This window comes from Streptomyces longispororuber (genome assembly GCF_024448165.1).
Lineage (GTDB): Bacteria > Actinomycetota > Actinomycetes > Streptomycetales > Streptomycetaceae > Streptomyces > Streptomyces longispororuber_A.
Genome location: NZ_JAMOLN010000044.1, coordinates 38452 through 54698, shown reverse-complemented (window position 1 = coordinate 54698; position 16247 = coordinate 38452). Strand labels below are relative to the sequence as shown.

General features: G+C 73.9%; 15 protein-coding genes. 7 read left to right on the top strand and 8 right to left on the bottom strand.

Features of this window, described 5'->3' with window-relative positions:
* The first annotated feature begins 177 nt into the window (after positions 1 to 177).
* Positions 178 to 1809: a DUF6345 domain-containing protein gene (locus M4J07_RS15405; protein ID WP_255972139.1), complete on the top strand. Its 1632-nt coding sequence runs from the start codon at positions 178 to 180 to the stop codon at positions 1807 to 1809.
* An 84-nt stretch (positions 1810 to 1893) separates the two neighbouring features.
* On the opposite strand, the gene M4J07_RS15400 is transcribed toward M4J07_RS15405, so the two are convergent.
* The 3 genes from M4J07_RS15400 to M4J07_RS15390 all read right to left on the bottom strand — a co-directional run bounded on the left by M4J07_RS15400 (position 1894) and on the right by M4J07_RS15390 (position 5996).
* Positions 1894 to 3267, bottom strand: coding sequence for an amino acid permease (locus tag M4J07_RS15400; RefSeq protein ID WP_255972138.1), 1374 nt, complete (start codon positions 3265 to 3267; stop codon positions 1894 to 1896).
* Positions 3268 to 3356: 89 nt separating this feature from the next.
* Positions 3357 to 5387: a phage holin family protein gene (locus tag M4J07_RS15395; protein ID WP_255972141.1), complete on the bottom strand. Its 2031-nt coding sequence runs from the start codon at positions 5385 to 5387 to the stop codon at positions 3357 to 3359.
* Between the two features lie 192 nt (positions 5388 to 5579).
* Complete coding sequence (locus tag M4J07_RS15390) at positions 5580 to 5996, bottom strand: hypothetical protein (RefSeq protein ID WP_255972136.1); 417 nt, start codon at positions 5994 to 5996, stop codon at positions 5580 to 5582.
* A gap of 89 nt (positions 5997 to 6085) precedes the next feature.
* Here M4J07_RS15390 and M4J07_RS15385 point away from each other — a divergent pair, with 89 nt between their 5' ends.
* Both M4J07_RS15385 and M4J07_RS15380 read left to right on the top strand, forming a co-directional pair.
* Positions 6086 to 6859, top strand: a complete 774-nt coding sequence (locus M4J07_RS15385; protein WP_255972134.1) for an MBL fold metallo-hydrolase — start codon at positions 6086 to 6088, stop codon at positions 6857 to 6859.
* On the top strand, positions 6859 to 7485 hold the full coding sequence (locus M4J07_RS15380) for a DedA family protein (protein WP_255972132.1): 627 nt from the start codon (positions 6859 to 6861) through the stop codon (positions 7483 to 7485). The genes M4J07_RS15385 and M4J07_RS15380 overlap by 1 nt, the downstream gene beginning before the upstream one ends.
* Here the strand turns inward: M4J07_RS15380 and M4J07_RS15375 are convergent.
* The 3 genes from M4J07_RS15375 to M4J07_RS15365 all read right to left on the bottom strand — a co-directional run bounded on the left by M4J07_RS15375 (position 7465) and on the right by M4J07_RS15365 (position 10912).
* Positions 7465 to 8523 (bottom strand): MBL fold metallo-hydrolase, encoded by a 1059-nt coding sequence (locus tag M4J07_RS15375; protein ID WP_255972130.1) that lies wholly within the window; start codon positions 8521 to 8523, stop codon positions 7465 to 7467. The genes M4J07_RS15380 and M4J07_RS15375 overlap by 21 nt on opposite strands.
* A gap of 2 nt (positions 8524 to 8525) precedes the next feature.
* Positions 8526 to 9863: an aminotransferase class I/II-fold pyridoxal phosphate-dependent enzyme gene (locus tag M4J07_RS15370; RefSeq protein ID WP_255972128.1), complete on the bottom strand. Its 1338-nt coding sequence runs from the start codon at positions 9861 to 9863 to the stop codon at positions 8526 to 8528.
* A 281-nt stretch (positions 9864 to 10144) separates the two neighbouring features.
* On the bottom strand, positions 10145 to 10912 hold the full coding sequence (locus M4J07_RS15365) for an ANTAR domain-containing response regulator (protein WP_255972126.1): 768 nt from the start codon (positions 10910 to 10912) through the stop codon (positions 10145 to 10147).
* A gap of 75 nt (positions 10913 to 10987) precedes the next feature.
* Here M4J07_RS15365 and M4J07_RS15360 point away from each other — a divergent pair, with 75 nt between their 5' ends.
* Positions 10988 to 12121, top strand: a complete 1134-nt coding sequence (locus M4J07_RS15360) for a PAS domain-containing protein (protein ID WP_255972124.1) — start codon at positions 10988 to 10990, stop codon at positions 12119 to 12121.
* On the opposite strand, the gene M4J07_RS15355 is transcribed toward M4J07_RS15360, so the two are convergent.
* Entirely contained in the window at positions 12122 to 12940 is an 819-nt protein-coding gene (locus M4J07_RS15355; RefSeq protein WP_255972122.1) for an RNA polymerase sigma factor SigF, read from the bottom strand.
* Positions 12941 to 13294: 354 nt separating this feature from the next.
* On the opposite strand from M4J07_RS15355, the gene M4J07_RS15350 reads away from it, so the two are divergent.
* The 3 genes from M4J07_RS15350 to M4J07_RS15340 all read left to right on the top strand — a co-directional run bounded on the left by M4J07_RS15350 (position 13295) and on the right by M4J07_RS15340 (position 14864).
* Entirely contained in the window at positions 13295 to 13675 is a 381-nt protein-coding gene (locus M4J07_RS15350) for a DUF2795 domain-containing protein (protein ID WP_255972120.1), read from the top strand.
* A gap of 79 nt (positions 13676 to 13754) precedes the next feature.
* Entirely contained in the window at positions 13755 to 14195 is a 441-nt protein-coding gene (locus tag M4J07_RS15345) for a CBS domain-containing protein (protein WP_255972118.1), read from the top strand.
* 120 nt (positions 14196 to 14315) lie between these two features.
* The gene (locus M4J07_RS15340; RefSeq protein ID WP_255972116.1) at positions 14316 to 14864 is read left to right on the top strand and encodes a type 1 glutamine amidotransferase domain-containing protein; all 549 of its coding nucleotides are present in this window, start codon (positions 14316 to 14318) and stop codon (positions 14862 to 14864) included.
* Between the two features lie 259 nt (positions 14865 to 15123).
* On the opposite strand, the gene M4J07_RS15335 is transcribed toward M4J07_RS15340, so the two are convergent.
* The gene (locus M4J07_RS15335; protein WP_255972114.1) at positions 15124 to 16095 is read right to left on the bottom strand and encodes an AraC family transcriptional regulator; all 972 of its coding nucleotides are present in this window, start codon (positions 16093 to 16095) and stop codon (positions 15124 to 15126) included.
* Positions 16096 to 16247 lie beyond the last annotated feature (152 nt).

The following is a 16247-nucleotide window of genomic DNA, read 5'->3' as shown; positions in this document are numbered from 1 at the left end:
CGCGCGGGTGCGCGGCTTCCCGTGCGACCAGTGTGGGCCGTGCCGCGCAGGCGCGCAGCCGAATTTCCCGTGCACCACCATGGCCGGAATGCGCGCTGGGCAAGCCGTCACGGCGGTGACACTTTGAGGCCCCCAACTCAGGGGGATCCGCAGGGGGTTCGGCAGGGGGTTTGGACCATGCGCATGATCTATTCGGACCGGGGCCCGTCACCGCTGGAGACCGGCAAGCCCGGCGCGGCGGCCGACCGGGACTCGACGTTCGGCTGGTGGGGCGCGTTCAGCATCCAGAAGTTCGTGAACCAGAACCCGCTCTCGCACACGCACGAGGACGCGACCGGCTGGCTCGCGTACCTCCAGCAGTTCTACGACCGCAACTTCTGGTTCGCCGACGGCGGCGTACAGGTGTGGGCGTACGAGGAGACCTACGACAACTGGCAGGACAGGTACGGCGTGGACGCCGTGGTGGCCGTGTACCACTCGGGGCACGGCGGCATGGACGGCAACGGGGTGTTCTTCGCGCCGCTCGGCGCCAAGTGGGACAACCGCTCGGACGCGATCTCGAACCGGATGGCGTTCGGCAACGAGAAGGCCAACTACGTGTTCTGGTCGACGTGCAACTCGCTGCGCGTCCTCGACGGGCACTCCCCCGTGCGCACCTGGGCGGGCCCGAACCTGGGCTCCCGGATGATCTTCGGGTTCGAGACGACGAGCATCGACAGCCCGGACTACGGCAAGAAGTTCTGGGAGAAGTGGCGGGCCGGGCAGACGTTCTGCGACGCGTGGCTCAACGCGAGCTGGGACATCTACCACGGTCAGGCGCCGTCGGTGGCCGCCACGGGCGCGACCCAGGCCGAGGCGACCAACCGCCTCAACTCCGAGCGGAACTTCTACCGCGAGCACGTCTCCGACGCCTGGTACGCGTGGCGCTGGTACTACGCGCGCGAGGGCCTGCGCGACCCGATGACGCAGGCGCCGGCCGAGCCGGCGATCGTGCAGCTCGCGCCGCGCGACCCGAGCCAGGAGCTCAGCCGGCTCGGGCAGCTCGCCCACTTCCCGCAGGCCGCGCTGCAGGAGGTGCACGTCGAGCGGCAGGGTGTGCTCAGTGCGAGCTCCGGCGACCGGTACGTGTCGACGGCGCCGCAGGCGGTGCGCTGGGTGCGGCTGGCCGAGGCCAACCACCGCAACACGCAGCAGCTGCCGACGCAGCGGGCGGTCGAGGCGGCCCGGCAGTTCGCCGAGCAGCACGCCGACGGCGCCGAGCTGGTCGTCGACGGGGTGCACGACCTGATGCAGAACACCGGCAAGAAGGACGGTTCACAGATCGGTGAGCCGGTGTCGCTGGAGACCCACGTCACGTTCCGCCAGGTCCTCAACGGCGTCCCGGTCATCACGCCGGGCCGCGGCGAGTTCCGGGTGGCGCTCGACAACGACGGCACGGTCGTCCAGGCGACCCTGTCGACGCGGCGGGCCACCGGTGAACTCCGCACCCCCGCGTCCGCGGTCGCGCCGCCGTCCGGCAAGGGCACGTCGGCCCTCGCCTCGCCCGGCTCGCGCGATCCGCGCCAGGCGCTCGACGAGGCGCAGCAGCGGCGCATCGCGCATCTGACGGCGATGGCGGCCGACAGTGACCGTTCGGCGTCCGACATCGAGGCGCGGCTGGAGGTCAGGGACGTGCCGGGGACGCTCGAGGTCGGCTACGAGATCGAGGGCAACGAGGCGTATCCCGCTGCGCGGAAGCTGATCGAACTCGGTTCGCGGGACTCGATGTTCAAGAAGCTGAGGTGGGTGGTGGCTCCGCTGGCGCGGTGACGTCTGCCTGGTTCTGTTTCGTGGGCGGGCGCGAGAAGCCCCACCGGCCCGCACCCGCCCACGAGAGGGCAGGGCCCACGGCGACTAGGCGGTACCCCGCCGCGACTTCGCCGCGGCCATCCACGCGTAGACCAGCACCCCCACGAACAGGAACAGCACGCCCTGGTACACGGCCGCGTACCCCGCCCCGCCGACCAGCCACATCGAGAACCCGAACGCGGCGACGGCCAGCGCCATGTCGCGGGCCAGCCGGGAGCGCCGCACGCGGTGCCCCTGCCCCGACAGCAGGAAGTAGATCTGCGCGGCCGTGGCCAGCAGATACGGCACCGTGGCCGTGAACGTCGTGACGAGCACCAGCGTCTCGAAGACCCCGGCGGATCCGACGGTGTAGTTGTAGACGGTGAGGAGCGAGGCGAGGGTCACCGCGACGACGACGCCGAACGTCGGGATCCCGCGGCGCCGCTTGGTGAACGCGACCGGGAAGAGTCCGTCCTTCGCGGCGGCGTACGGCGTCTGGGCGCTGAGCAGCGTCCACCCGTTGAGCGCCCCGACCATGGAGACGAGCGCGGCGATCGCCACCGCGGTGCCGCCCCAGGTGCCGCCGAACATGGCGTTGACGGAGTCGGAGAACGGGGCGGTGGAGTTCACCAGGTCGTCGTGGGCGACGGTGCCGAAGACCGCGACCGTGCACAGCAGGTAGAGCAGCGCGGCGAGCCCCGTGCCGAGGACGGTGGCCCGGCCGACGTTGCGCTGCGGGTCCCGGACCTCCCCGGCGCTGACGGACGCCGACTCGACGCCCAGATAGCTGAAGAGCAGGATCGCGGCGGACGCGGAGACGGCGCCGACGGCGGAGTCGCCGCTCGCCCGGAACGGGCCCAGGTTGTCGGCCTGGAAGAAGAACAGTCCGCCGACCGCGACGAGCAGCAGCGGTGCGAACTTCAGCACGGTGGAGACGAGCTGGACCGCGCCGACGTAGCGCGTGCCGGCGAGATTGGCGAGCGCGGGCAGCCACTGGCAGGCCAGCGCGGCGACGATCGTCCAGAACGTCGAGCCGTGGATGGGCAGCAGGACGTCGAGGTAGCCGACGGCGGCGACGGCGAGGGCCGCGTTCGAGACCCAGGTGGTGATCCAGTAGGACCAGGCGGCCAGGAATCCCGCGAAGTCGCCGAACGCCTCGCGGGCGTAGACGTAGGGGCCGCCGGTCTGCGGATGCCGGTGCGCGAGCCGGCCGAAGACCAGCGCGAGCGCGATCGCGCCGACCGTGAGGACGCCGAAGGCGACGAGCGAGATCGTGCCGTACGGGGCGACGGAGGCGGGGAGCAGGAAGATGCCGCCGCCGATGATGTTGCCCATGACGAGGGCCGTGGCGATGGGGAGACCGAACCTGCGGGCGTGCCTGCCGTCCTGGTCGTCGCCCGGTGCCGGAGCCGTGACGGGTGCGGTTCCGGTGTCGTGCATGCGGGGGTGCGCCTCTCGGTCGTGCTGAGGCCGCCGCGGGATCGCCGGGCGACGTCCCATGGTCCGGTGGCGGTGCGTTCCGCTCCAAATCAGGCGGGTTTGTCCTGCGATTCCGGGGGCGCCGCCGCAAATGATGCGATCTCGGCGTCGCGGCTCAGCGAATTCTCCAGCGGCACCTGCGGCCCGTTCCCCTCGCCGAGCCAGCGTCGCAGGACCTGGTGGACCTGTTCGGCGCCGACCAGGTCGCCGCCGTCCTCGACCGGTTCGGACAGGGTGGGCGGCGACAGCAGGAACGGGCGGCCCTGGGCGCCGCCGAGCCCGCCGTGCGAGCCGATCTGCTCCTCGAAGGCGAGGACTTCGCCGTCGATCGGGTCGTACCAGGAGTTGACCATGATGTCGGCGGTGTGCGGGAAGGAGTCGGTGCGGCGCACGGCGTCGGCGGCGCCGGGACCGAAGTCGGCGAGCGGCCCCTGCCCGTCGGCGAGCTCCGCGAGCGGCACCTCGGCGCCGCGTGCGCCGAGGACGACGGCGCCGTGCTCCTCGCTGCGGACGAGGAGGAAGCCGATGCCGGGATGGTTGGCGAGGGTCGGCAGCAGCGCCGGGTGGCGGGCGTCGAGCTCCTCGCGGCTCATCCGGTGCGGCACGTCGGGGAAGGAGACGAGGCCGAGGTTCCCGGAGGCCAGCACGACCGGCTCGCTGTGCCTGCCCTTGCCCGCGGACTCCTCGACCGGGCGGTGCAGGGCGGCGCGCACGGCGGCGCGGGCCTCGGCGCCGCTGTGGGTGCGGCGGGCCCGGCGCGGCACGGGCAGTCCGCAGCCCGCGCGCACCAGGTCCTGAAGGGTGAGGCCGTAGCGGGCGCGGAACGTCTCGCCGGGGCTCTGGCCGTGGTCGGACAGGACGACGATGCGGTACGGGCGCGGGGCGTGCTCGGCGACCTTCTCGATCAGGGCGAGCGACCGGTCGAGCCGTTCGAGGACCTTCTCCGCGTCGCGGCTGAACGGGCCCGAGTGGTGCGCGACCTCGTCGTAGGCGACGAGGTCGGCGTAGACGGCGCTGCGGTCGGCGAGCATGTCGCCGATGACCGCCGCGACGACGACGTCCCGCTCGACGACCGTGGCGAACGCGCGGATGAAGGGGTAGAGGCCGCCGCGGCTCACACGCGGGCGCTGCTTGCAGACCCGGGCCCGGACGGACTGGCCGATCTCGCGGCCGACCTCGGCGAAGAAGGACAGGGCGGTGCGGACGGCGTTGGCGGGGTCGGAGAAGTAGGCGAAGTACCCGGCCCGCGACCGGTTCTCCTTGCCGCGGCGGGCGGCGACGGACAGGACGAGCGCGACCTGTTCGGCGCCGCCGCTGAACAGGTTGCCGCGGCTCGCCCCGTCGACGGTGAGCAGGCCGCCGTCGCCGGTCCGCCGGATGGCGCGGCGCTGCAGTTCGGCGGCGCTGGTGGGGCGGTTGGAGACCTGGATCTCGCCGGTGTCCTTCTCGTACCAGCGGAAGGCGGGCACGTCGTGGTTCGAGCCGTGCAGAATGCCGAGCTGGCTGGCGCCGGTCTGGCTCGACCAGTCGGTGCGCCAGGGGGTGAGGCGGTGCCGGCCGTCGCGCAGCCAGCGCCCGACCGTGGGCATCACGTCGTCGCGGGCGACGCGGCGCAGCACCTCGTGGCCGACGCCGTCGAGCTGGATGAAGACGGTGCCGGGGGTGGGCGGGCAGACGGCGGTGCCGTCCTCGGCGCGGCGCCGCCGGCGGTCGGCGAGGCGGTACAGGCGGCGGCGGTAGGCGTCGTCGTCGCGCACGGCGAGAGCACCGCCGGTGGCCGACGCGACGGCCGACATGACGGCGGCCACGACGACCGCGGTCTCCGGGCCGACCTCGCCGCGGCCCTCGGGGACGAGTTTCAGGGCGAACAGCAGCAGGGCGCCGTTCAGGAAGAAGACGACGAGCCCGAGGACGAGGGCCGGTACGAGGAGGAGGGCGCGCACCAGCAGCGGCCACACCAGGGCCGACAGGATCGCGAAGGCGCCGGCGCCGAGGGCCGCGGTGATGGCGACGCGGGTGAGGCTGTCGCCGCTGTCCGACTGGAGCTGGAAGTCCGGCAGGATCCCGGCGAGGATCATCATCGTCGCGGTGCCCGCCGCCCAGACGGTGAGCGAGCGCCATGCCGCGCTCGCCGTCCGCCGCCACCACCGGCCTGTGGCCACTGTCCGGCTCCCCTCGCCCCGTCGTTGCTCTCGGTTGCTTGTCCGGGGCCAGACTTTCATACCTTTTGTACGGAGCCGGGGGGCCTTCGCGCCGTTGCGGTGTTCGACCGTCTAGCAGCCGTCGTAGCCCGCCGTGGGCATCGAGAGGCGGCGGTGCACACGGGCCTTCATCTCCGTGTCGTACGACGGCTCGGCGAGGCCCGCCGTCTCCAGCCGCACCCCGCGCCGCTCGCACTCGGCGGAGAACGCGTCGACCGAGCGCAGTGCCGCCCGCAGGACGCGGTCGCACGGGGCGACGAAGACGTCGACGAGACCCGCGTCGACGTCGGCCCACAGGACCTCGTGGTCGGGGCGCAGGGCGTGCACGAGGAGTTCGCGGGTGATGACGTAGCCGCGCTCGGCGGCCCAGCGGGCGCACATCGCGTGCTGGCTGCGGGAGTCCACCAGGAAGGGGTCCGCGTCGAGTTCCTCCAGCGGCGTCAGGCTGGCGATCGCCGCCACCCGGACCGATCCGTCGGATGCGCCCATGGTGTCCCCCCTCACCTCAGCTTTCGCCGTCGACCCTACTCCTGCGCGTAGGCTCGGGGGAGTCGCACGAAGGAGCGTAAGGAGACAGCGTGCCGGTGGAGATCACCTGGTGGGGTCACGCCACCTGCACGGTCGAGGACTCGGGCATCCGGGTGCTGACCGATCCGCTCTTCGCCCGGCGGCTCGCGCACCTGCGCCGCCGGCGCGGCGCTCCCCCGCCGGCCGGCGCCGCGCACGCCGACCTGGTCCTGGTGTCGCACCTGCACGCCGACCACCTGCACGTCCCCTCGCTCGCCCGGCTCGCCCCGGGCACGCGCGTACTGGTGCCGCGCGGCGCCGTCCGCTCCGTGCCCGCGCTGCGCCGGCTGCGCACGCTGAAGATCGTGGAGGTCGACGCGGGTGCCCGCGTCGAGGTCGGTGACCTGGTGGTGGAGGCGGTGCCCGCCGAGCACGACGGGCGGCGGCTGCCGGTCGGACCGCACCGTGCGCCGGCGCTCGGCTACGTGGTGAACGGCGAGGCCCGGACGTACTTCGCGGGTGACACGGGGCTCTTCGAGGGGATGGCCGAGGCGGTCGGCGAGGTGGACGTCGCGCTGCTGCCGGTGGGCGGCTGGGGCCCGTACCTGGGCCCCCACCACCTCGACCCGGCGCGGGCGGCCGAGGCGCTGACCCGGATCTCGCCGCGCAGTGCGGTGCCCGTGCACTACGGGACGTACTGGCCGATCGGCATGGACGCGGTGCGGCCGCACGAGTTCCACACGCCGGGCGACGAGTTCGTCCGGCAGGCGGCGCTGCGGGCGCCGGGGGTGGCCGTGCACCGGCTGGCGCACGGCGAGAGCGTCCGCCCGGAGGTGGCCAGGTGATGCTGTCCGCCGCCACCCAGGTGCCGCCCGAGTCGACCCAACAGGCCGTCGGCTACCCGACGTTGTTCCTGCTCGTCGCCGTCGGCGCGCTGGTGCCGGTGATTCCGACGGGTGCGCTGGTGAGTTCCGCGGCCGTCGTCGCGTTCCACCAGTCCGCGCCGTACTCGCTGCTGCTCGTGTTCGTCACCGCCTCCCTCGCCGCGTTCCTCGGCGACATCGCCCTGTACTGGCTGGGGCAGCGGGGCATGCGGTCGAAGAACGGGTCGCGGTGGCTGGCCGCCATCCGCTCGCGGGCGCCCGAGGAGCGGCTCGAGCAGGCGCAGGACAAGCTCGCCGACCACGGGGTGATGGTGCTCGTGCTGTCGCGGCTGGTGCCCGCCGGGCGGATCCCGGTGATGCTCGCCTGTCTGATGGCGAAGATGCCGCTGCGCAGGTTCGCCCGCGGCGACGTTCCGGCGTGCCTCGCCTGGGCGGTGACGTACCAGGTCATCGGGATCCTCGGCGGCTCCCTGTTCAGCGAGCCGTGGGAGGGCGTGGTCGCCGCGGTCGCGCTGACCCTGCTGATCAGCGCGGTCCCGACGGTGTGGCGCAGGGTGCGGCGGCCGTCAGGCAGTCAGCACGCGTGACGCGCCGATCGGCAGGTCCCACAGCGCGGCGCGGGCCAGTCCCGCCTTCTCCCAGGCGGCCCGCAGCCGGGTGAGCGGTTCGAGGACCGGCTCGGCCGACAGCAGGAACGTGGCCCAGTGCATGGGCGCCATCCGGCGGGCGCCCACGTCCTGCGCGGCCTGCACCGCGTCCTCCGGCGAGCAGTGCACGTCCTCCAGCCACCAGCGCGGCTCGTACGCGCCGATCGGCAGCAGGGCCAGGTCGATGCCGGGGTAGCGGCGGCCGATCTCGGCGAACCAGTGGCCGTAGCCGGTGTCCCCGGCGAAGTAGACGCGCTGCCCGTCCCGGTCCGTGAGGACCCAGCCGCCCCACAGGGTGCGGCAGGTGTCGGTGAGGCTGCGCTTGGACCAGTGGTGCGCCGGGACGAAGTCGAAGCGCACCCCCTTCAGCTCCGCCGCCTCCCACCAGTCGAGCTCGGTGACCTGGCTGAAGCGGCGCCGGGTGAACCAGCGGCCGAGGCCCGCGGGGACGAGCACGGGGGTGTCCCGCGGGAGTCGTCTGAGGGTGGGCCAGTCCAGGTGGTCGTAGTGGTTGTGGCTGATGACGACCGCGTCGACGGGCGGCAGCGCGCTCCAGGCGACGCCGACCGGGGTGACCCGGGCGGGGGTGCCGAGGATCTTGCGGGACCAGACCGGGTCGGTGAGGACGGTGAGGCCGCCGGTGCGGACGATCCAGCTGGCGTGGCCCGCCCAGGTGACGGCGGTGGTACGGGTGTCGACGTCCGGCAGCGGGCCCGGCTCGAACGGCAGGTTCGGGATGTCGGCCAGGCCGTCGGCGGTGGGCCGCAGGGCTCCCTCTCGGGCGAACCGGGCGAGACCGCGCAGCCCCGGCAGGGGTGCGGTCAGCCGGTCCGCGAACGACTTCGGCCAGCGGCGCGGCACGTCCGACGTGCCTCCCCCGCCGAGCGGCCGCGGCTCGACGAGGGGCCGGTGGGACGCGGTGGCATCAGCTCGCTGTGCCGTCTGCGCCCTGTTCGGCGCCTCGGACGCTTGGGTCATCGCTAGGACTCCCATCCCTCGCCGGTCGGCCCGTTGCCTTCCGGGCCCACGGGGCCCGCGTCGGCGCGGAGTTCACCGATCTCGCCGAGTGCCGACCCCACCATGCTCAACAGCCGTGCCACGTGCGGCAATTCCAGGGGCTCCGGTGAGGTGAGAGACGCCGAGCGCTCCCGCGGGGTTGAACCGAGCAACGGGCCGGTCGCCAGCCGGCAGCGCAGGGCCGCCGGATCGTCGCCGAACCGGTGGCCGCCGGGCGCCGGCATGCCCAGGCGCGCGGTGAGGAAGTCCTCCAGGTCCTGGGCGTCGCGCACCCCGAGCGCGTCGAGCCGCGGGCGCAGCGGGTCCAGGTCGACGTACAGGTGGCGGCCGCACCGCGGGGGCCTGGCCAGGCCGCCCGCCGCGAGCACCCGGCGGTGCAGCGCGCCCGCCACCGCGCCGTGCAGGGCGACGGCGGCCGTGCGCCGGGCGGTGACCTCCTCGCCCTCGTTCAGGACGTACGTGGCCGCTGCCGCGACCGGCGCCGGGAGGACGCCGCCGGTCGCGGTGAGGATGTCGAGGACGCGGGCGGCGAGCGCGCTGCCCTCGGCGGTCGGCGCGAACCGGGCGCAGGCCGCGGGCAGGGACGGCGGCAGGAACGCCCCGGTCAGATCCGTCAGGACGGTGACCAGGGCGGGGAACATCTCGGCCGGGCTGAACAGGACGGTGTCCGTGTCCGGGTGCACGGTGTCGCGCCAGGTCTCGTCGCTGACGACGTGCAGCCCCTCGGCGGCGGCGGCCTCGACCGCCTCGTGCAGCACCTCGGGCGGCGGCACGGTCGCCGTGGGGTCGTCGGCCACGGACAGCACCAGCAGCCGCGGGTCGCCGCCCTCCGCTCTGACCCGGCGGATCGTCTCCAGGAAGGCGTACGGGTCGGGGACGCCGCCGCACTCGGCGGGCGTCGGCACGGGGAACACGTCGCGGCCGAGCAGCCGGGCCTGCGGCACCCACCAGGCCGGGCAGGGGCGCGGCAGCAGGACGTCGCCGCCGAGCGCCGCGGTGATCGCGAGCAGCAGCGGGGCGGCGCCGGGGGCCGCGGTCACCCGGCCCCGGTCGGCGGCCAGGCCGCGGCGCTGCCAGAAGCCGCGGGCCGCCTCGACGAGGGCGGGCGGGCCGCCGGGCGGTTCGGGGTCGGGCCGGGCGGCCGCTCCGGCGACGATCGCGGTGAGCTCGGGCAGGACCGGGAGGCCCGGTTCGGGCAGCGGCGGGCCGTACCGGACGGGGCCGCGCCCTTCGACGGGGCCGGGGGCTCCGCCGGGGGCGCGGGTGTGAGGGTCTCGGGCCGTGGGGTCCGATGGCCGCATGGTGCCTCCGTGACGTGTCCGTTCGCCGGTGCGCTCCGTTGGCACCAGGGTCACATCCCGCGGGGCGTTTGCGCGCGGCGTACGCGTCTGCCGGGTTCCTCTTCGTGGGCGTCTGCGGGCCGGTGGGGGCTGGTCGCGCAGTTCCCCGCACCCCTGGAGGCCTGCGGCCTCCTGGAGGCGCACGGAGTGCGCCTTTCAGGGGCGCGGGGAACTGCGCGAGCAACCCCCACCGGACCCGCACCCGCCCACGACACACAGACCCGAAACGGCGAACGGGCTCCTCACCGCGTCAGAGCGGCCAGCTCACGTTCCAGCCCACGCCCCCGCCGCTCCACCACAGCGGCAGCGACCTCCGCCAGTTTGTGGTTCGTGGTCTGCGATATCCGCCGCAGCACCGTGAACGCCTCGTCCGCGTCGCAGCCCAGCACGTGCATGACGATGCCGCACGCCTGGTCGACGACGGGACGTGAGCGCAGGGCGGCGCCCATCTGGTCGATTTCGGTGAGGGCCGCCCGGTAGGAGCGGTCCCGCACCAGACAGGTCGCGGCGAGGTCGCCCAGCGCGCGGACCGGGCCGTGCGGGGCGGCCGCCAGGGCCCCGGGCCGGAAGCTGCAGAGGGTGAGGGTGACGGTGAGGTCGGAGCTGCGGAACGGGATGGTCACGCTCGACCGCACCCCGGAGTCGAGCGCCAGGGCACGGTAGTCGGGCCACCGCTGGTCCTGCAGCAGGTCCCGCGCGTCCACCGGCCGCCCCTGTCGTTCGGCGGCGGGGATGGGCCCCTCGCCGGAGCGCAGCTGCACCGAGACGAGGGCGGCGAGGTCGGGGTGGGTGACGGCGGACGGCCGTTCGTCGCTGCCGTCGGACGCCGTGGCCACGGCGCCGCAGCAGTCGGCCGTGCACCGCACGGCCTCCTCGGCGAGTTCGGAGAGCCGCCGGGCCGGCAGTCCCGACTCCGGTGTCTCATGGGCGAGTTGGCCGCGCTCCGCGGAGTACGGCTCGCCGGTCCTGTGCTCGTTCCCGGTTCCTGGTGTCCGGACGGACTGTCGCATCGGATGACGCCTCCTCTACGGTCCGGCTTCCCCTTGCGCGCCCCCGAAAACGACCGGACGGGATACGTTCTGCTCATGGCGCAAACGGAGGAATTCGGTGAAGAGCTTGCGGACTTCGTGCGCCGCGTGGCCGAGTTGAAGGCAGCCAGGTCGGTACCGACGGACGAGCTGCCTGCCGTGCTCGACGCGGCGCTCTTCGAACTCGACCACGCGGTCCGTGAGTTGTTGCCCGGGTACGAGCGGCTGAACGCGGGCAGCGCCGGCGGTGCCGGCCGTTCGGCCACCGCGGACCGGCAGGAACAGCAGTTGCTGCGGGCCGTCTTCCAGCGGCTGCCGCTGCCGGTGGCGCTCGTGGACCGCGAGTCGGTGGTCCGCCGCCTCAACTTCGCGGCGACGACGTTCACCGGGGTGCGCGCCGGGTACGCGGCGGGCCGCCCGCTGACGGGTCTGCTGGCCCACGCGGACCGGGTCGCGTTCCGTTCCCAGGTCGCGGCGGTGGCGCGCGGCGAGGGCGACCGCGGTCTGACGGTGCACCTGCAGCAGAGTCCGCAGACCCCCGTGCGCACCACCCTGACCGGGCTGCGGCCGGGGAACGAACCGCGCACCACGGTCCTGGTCGTCCTCCAGCCCGCCGACGACTCCCCGGCGGGCCCGCACCCGGCCCGTCCCACCGCACCGGTCCCCGACCTCGCCGAGACGACCCGGCACACGGCCCTGATGGATCTGGTGGACCTGATGGCGCGGGAGTTGCTCGCCGCGCCCGCGGGCGACGCGGCCGAGGTGCTGCGGCGCGCCGCCCGGACCCTGTACGGCCGGTTCGCGGACTGGGTGGTGGCCGACAAGGGGGCCGCGCGCATGGAGCGGACGACGGTGCTCGGCGCCGACGACGAGGCGGTGCGGGACATCGCCGCGCAGGATCCGGCCGACAGCCCGCTCGTCGTCGAGGCGGCCCGCGGCGGCGCGCCCGCGCTGCTGGTGCGGCCGGAGGATCCGCAGGCGCTGGGCGAGGACGCGTCGGGGGCACCGGTCGTGGTCCGCGCCGACGTCACCTCGCTGTTGTGCGTGCCGCTCGTCACGGCGTCCGGCGAACCGGTCCAGGGCGTGCTCACCCTGTGCCGGTCCGCCGGACGCCTCGCGTTCTCGATGGCGGAGGCGAAGGCCCTCGACGTGATGTCGCGGCACATCGCCCTCGCGATGCGGCGGCCCTGATCAGGCCGCGTCGGACAGGACCTGGTCGCGCAGCCGTTCGCAGCACCGGCTGATCAGCCGGGAGACGTGCATCTGCGAGATGCCGAGCTGGTCGGCGATCCGGCTCTGCGTCATGTCGCCGAAGAACCGCATGTACAGGATGCGCCGCTCCCGCTCCGGGAGCGCGGCGAGCCGCGGCTTGACGGCCTCGCGGTCGATGACGACGTCGAGCGCGGGGTCGGCCGAGCCCAGCGCGTCGGAGAGCGAGTATCCGTCCTCGCTGCCCGGCAGTTCGGCGTCGAGGGAGAGCGCGGTGAAGCTCTCCAGCGCCTCGATCCCGGTGCGGGCCTCGTCCTCGGTCATGCCCGCGTGCGCGGCGATCTCGCCGAGCGTCGGGGCGCGCCCCGAGATGCCCTGGGACAGTTCGTGCTGCGCGAACCTGACGCGGTTGCGCAGGTCCTGGACGCGGCGCGGTACGTGCAGCGTCCACATGTGGTCGCGGAAGTGCCGCTTGATCTCGCCGGTGACGGTGGGCACGGCATAGCTCTCGAAGGCGTTGCCACGCTCGGGGTCGTAGCGGTCGACGGCTTTGACCAGGCCGAGTGCCGCGACCTGGCGGAGGTCCTCGTAGGACTCGCCGCGGTTGCGGAAGCGGCCGGCGAGCCGCTCCGACATGGGGAGCCACGCCTCGACGACCCGCCGGCGCAGTTCGTCGCGCTCGGGTCCGTCGGGAAGGTCGGACAGTTTCGCGAAGTCCTCGGCGGTGTCGGGGGCGTCGTCGTGCGGGTGGCGTTGCCCGGGCTTCACCGGGTTCACGGGTGCGCTGGTACGCGTACGCATGGAATCGCAACTCCCTGATGGGGTGCCTTGGGTCCGGTGGTCACCGTGGGAGTCGCGCCCCGGGGCCACGTCGGGCACACCCGGGGCGAGGGCCGCCGACGCGGCTCCGTGGACACCTGATGTGTCCTTCCCACGGACGTGCCTCCTGTCCGAAGCACTGACATGCGCCTGCCCCGGGGGTGCCGTGACAAACACGGCCCCGCCCCGGGGACCTCTCAGCGGGCGGATGCGGCCGGTTCCCGTCGGTCGGATTCGCCCGGCCCGGGTCTCCCCGGCGGAGGCGGGCAAACCGGCAGGTGTCAGCGGGAAACGGTCGGGTACGCGTCGGCCATCGCCGAGTCACTGGAGGGACAGATGCAGCGACGCAGCGACCGGCTCAGCGCGCATCGCGACGACGAGATGAAGACCGAACTGCAGGGCCTGCTGCGGTCCGGGCACTCCACGCGGGTCGCGGAGTGGCACGACCCGGAGCCCGTGGCGGACGACGATCCGGAAGTGGCGGGCGGCCCGGTGCTGCCCGGCCCGGCGCCGGGCAGGTTCGAGGCCGTCCGGCTGGAACTGGGGCGGCAGTTGGGGCGCACGGCGTTCCCGGCGACCGCGGCCGGGCTCGCGGGGACGCTCCGTGAGCGCGGCGCACCCGACCGGCTGGCCGACCTGGTCGCCGGACTGCCCGAGGGGACCGTGTTCCGCACGGCGTCGGAGCTGGCCCGCGCGCTCACCCAGGACGACGCATAGGACGCGGGTCGCGGGGTACTGCGGCGGGATCCCACCGCCGCACGTCAGATGTACTCGAGGAGCAGAAAGGCCCACAGCCATGGCCGAATTGGTGAGGGACGTCATGACACCGGGTGTGGTGACCGTCCGCCCGGACGCCTCGCTCGTCGAGGCTGCCCAGTTGATGCGGGCCCAGGACATCGGGGACGTCCTGGTGGCGGACGACCGGCAGGTGGTCGGCGTCCTGACCGACCGCGACATCGCGCTGCGCGCCGTCGCCGACGGAGCTGATCCGCTCACCATCAGCGCGCAGGCCGTGTGCACCCCGAACCCGGTGGCGATCGGACCGGACGACGCGGTGTCCGTGGCGGTCACGCTGATGCGCGAGCACGCGGTGCGCCGCCTTCCGGTGGTCGAGGACGGTCACCCGGTGGGGATGGTGAGCCTGGGCGATCTGGCGCTCACCCACGACCCGACGTCCGCGCTGGCCGACATCAGCGGCGCCGAACCGGACGGCGGACCGGCCGGATTCCCGGTCTGACCCGTCTGACCCGTCTGACCCGTCTGAGCGGTCCCGAGCCGATCCGGTCGTCGATCAGTCACACGTAGACGTCAGTCACACGTACAAGTCAGTCACACGTACAAGGGAGTTGAGCAACCGATGCGTATCGCGTTCCTGGTGGCGCCCGAGGGGGTCGAACAGGTGGAGCTCACCGACCCCTGGCAGGCGGTGCGGGACGCGGGCGGCGAGCCCGTGCTCGTGTCGACGCGGCCCGGTGAGGTGCGGGCCTTCCACCATCTCGACCGGGCGGACGCCTTCCCGGTGCAGGAGACCGTCGCGGACCGCGCGGCGCCGGGCGCCGACGGCTTCGACGCGCTGGTGCTGCCGGGCGGCGTGGCCAATCCGGACCAGCTGCGCACGGACCCCGACGCCGTGGCGTTCGTGAAGGACTTCTTCACCCGGGGTCTGCCGGTCGCGGCGATCTGCCACGCCGCGTGGACACTGGTCGAGGCGGACGTGGTGCGCGGCCGGACCCTGACGTCGTGGCCGAGTCTGACCACCGACATCCGCAACGCGGGCGGCACCTGGGTCGACATGCAGGTGAAGGTCTGCACCGCCGGACCGAACGTGCTGGTCACGAGCCGTCGGCCGGACGATCTCAAGGCGTTCTCCGCGGCGCTGCTCGAACAGGTCAGCGGCGTCGTCTGACGGGACGCGGCAGACCCACGCCGACGGGCCCGGTGCAGTGTCCGGGGGGAGCCCGGGCCCGCGGGCAGGTGCCGACCCGGCGGGTAGGGCCGAGTCGGGGCGTCTCCGGGTCCGTCACGTCGGCGGCCACGGGACGGCAAGGGCCCGGGGCCGGGGACGGTCAGCCGGCGACGGTGTCACCGTAGATCAGCCGTGGCGGGCCGCTCGATCCGCTGAGCGCGGCCGCTGTCCGGATAGCGCGGTGCCGTGCGGGACCGGGTCAGCCGGGCCGGCCCTCGCGCAGGGTCTGGGACGGCACGCGGCCGTAGCGGGCCCGGTACTGCTCGGCGAACCGGCCCAGATGTCCGAAGCCCCAGCGGTACGCGACCTCGCTGACGGTCGTGGTGCGCGGGTCGGCCACGAGCAGTTCGGCGTGCACCCGCTCCAGCCGCACGCTGCGCAGGTACGCCATCGGCGGCATGCCCACGTAGCGGCCGAACGCCTCCTGCAGCCAGCGGACCCCGACCCGGGCCTCGGCGGCCAGGTCCGCCGTGGTGAAGGGGTGTTCGGGCCGCTCGCGCATGGCGTTCATGGCGCGCTTGACCGGGGCGGGCCGCAGCTCGCCCTCGACCCGGTCGATCTGTTCGCGGTAGCGGTGCTCGGCGCAGAGCAGCAGTCCGTTGAGGACGGAGTCCCGCAACGGGGCGGCGACCAGCGGGTGTTCGAAGAGGCGGGTGCCGTCGTGCAGATCGGTGGCGAGCGTCTCGACGAGGCGCGCCCAGGACCGGCCGCGGCCCGCGGTCAGGTCGAGTTCGGGGGCGAGGACGATCGGGGTGCGGGGTGCCCGGCCGGTCAGTTCCTCGACGCGGCGCTCCAGCAGGGCGCGGTCGATCTTCAGCGCGATGACCCGGCCGTCGCCCGCCCAGCGGTCCACGACGGTGGTCCCGACCGGCTGGAACAGGGCGGCCCTGCCGGGCGCGGTGATCTGCTCGGGGCGTCCTGACTGGTGCCAGGAGAGCGGGCCGCCGACCGGTATGTTCACGTGGTAGGCGCCCAACTCCCCGCAGCGCACCCGGACATCGGTCCCGCACGCCAGGTCGCCGATGGTGATGCCGCCGAGTTCGAGCACCTCGAAGGCCGCCCCGAACCGCTCGGGGCGGGCCAGCACGTCGAGCCGGTTGCTGTAGAACGCGCCCTTGATCGCCTCCATGGCCTCTTCGACGTCGCCCGTACGGAAGGACGTCCTCGCCACCGCGTCTCCTCATGCCTGGTCGAACGCATCCGACTGAGCAGCGTACGGCGATCCTCCGGCCGTGGCGACGATCCGCTGAGCCAGGCACCTGTTCCGGCCGCCGGAGCTCGGACACGGCCGCCAGGTCTGTCCACGCCCGGCGCGGGTACCTG

Bases quoted from the DNA above. Each gene is read 5' to 3' on its own strand.
- M4J07_RS15405 (WP_255972139.1), top strand. From the start codon at position 178: ATGCGCATGATCTATTCGGACCGGGGCCCGTCACCGCTGGAGACCGGC.
- M4J07_RS15400 (WP_255972138.1), bottom strand. From the start codon at position 3,267: ATGCACGACACCGGAACCGCACCCGTCACGGCTCCGGCACCGGGCGAC.
- M4J07_RS15395 (WP_255972141.1), bottom strand. From the start codon at position 5,387: ATGATGATCCTCGCCGGGATCCTGCCGGACTTCCAGCTCCAGTCGGAC.
- M4J07_RS15390 (WP_255972136.1), bottom strand. From the start codon at position 5,996: ATGGGCGCATCCGACGGATCGGTCCGGGTGGCGGCGATCGCCAGCCTG.
- M4J07_RS15380 (WP_255972132.1), top strand. From the start codon at position 6,859: ATGCTGTCCGCCGCCACCCAGGTGCCGCCCGAGTCGACCCAACAGGCC.
- M4J07_RS15375 (WP_255972130.1), bottom strand. From the start codon at position 8,523: ATGACCCAAGCGTCCGAGGCGCCGAACAGGGCGCAGACGGCACAGCGA.
- M4J07_RS15370 (WP_255972128.1), bottom strand. From the start codon at position 9,863: ATGCGGCCATCGGACCCCACGGCCCGAGACCCTCACACCCGCGCCCCC.
- M4J07_RS15365 (WP_255972126.1), bottom strand. From the start codon at position 10,912: ATGCGACAGTCCGTCCGGACACCAGGAACCGGGAACGAGCACAGGACC.
- M4J07_RS15360 (WP_255972124.1), top strand. From the start codon at position 10,988: ATGGCGCAAACGGAGGAATTCGGTGAAGAGCTTGCGGACTTCGTGCGC.
- M4J07_RS15355 (WP_255972122.1), bottom strand. From the start codon at position 12,940: ATGCGTACGCGTACCAGCGCACCCGTGAACCCGGTGAAGCCCGGGCAA.
- M4J07_RS15350 (WP_255972120.1), top strand. From the start codon at position 13,295: ATGCAGCGACGCAGCGACCGGCTCAGCGCGCATCGCGACGACGAGATG.
- M4J07_RS15345 (WP_255972118.1), top strand. From the start codon at position 13,755: ATGGCCGAATTGGTGAGGGACGTCATGACACCGGGTGTGGTGACCGTC.
- M4J07_RS15340 (WP_255972116.1), top strand. From the start codon at position 14,316: ATGCGTATCGCGTTCCTGGTGGCGCCCGAGGGGGTCGAACAGGTGGAG.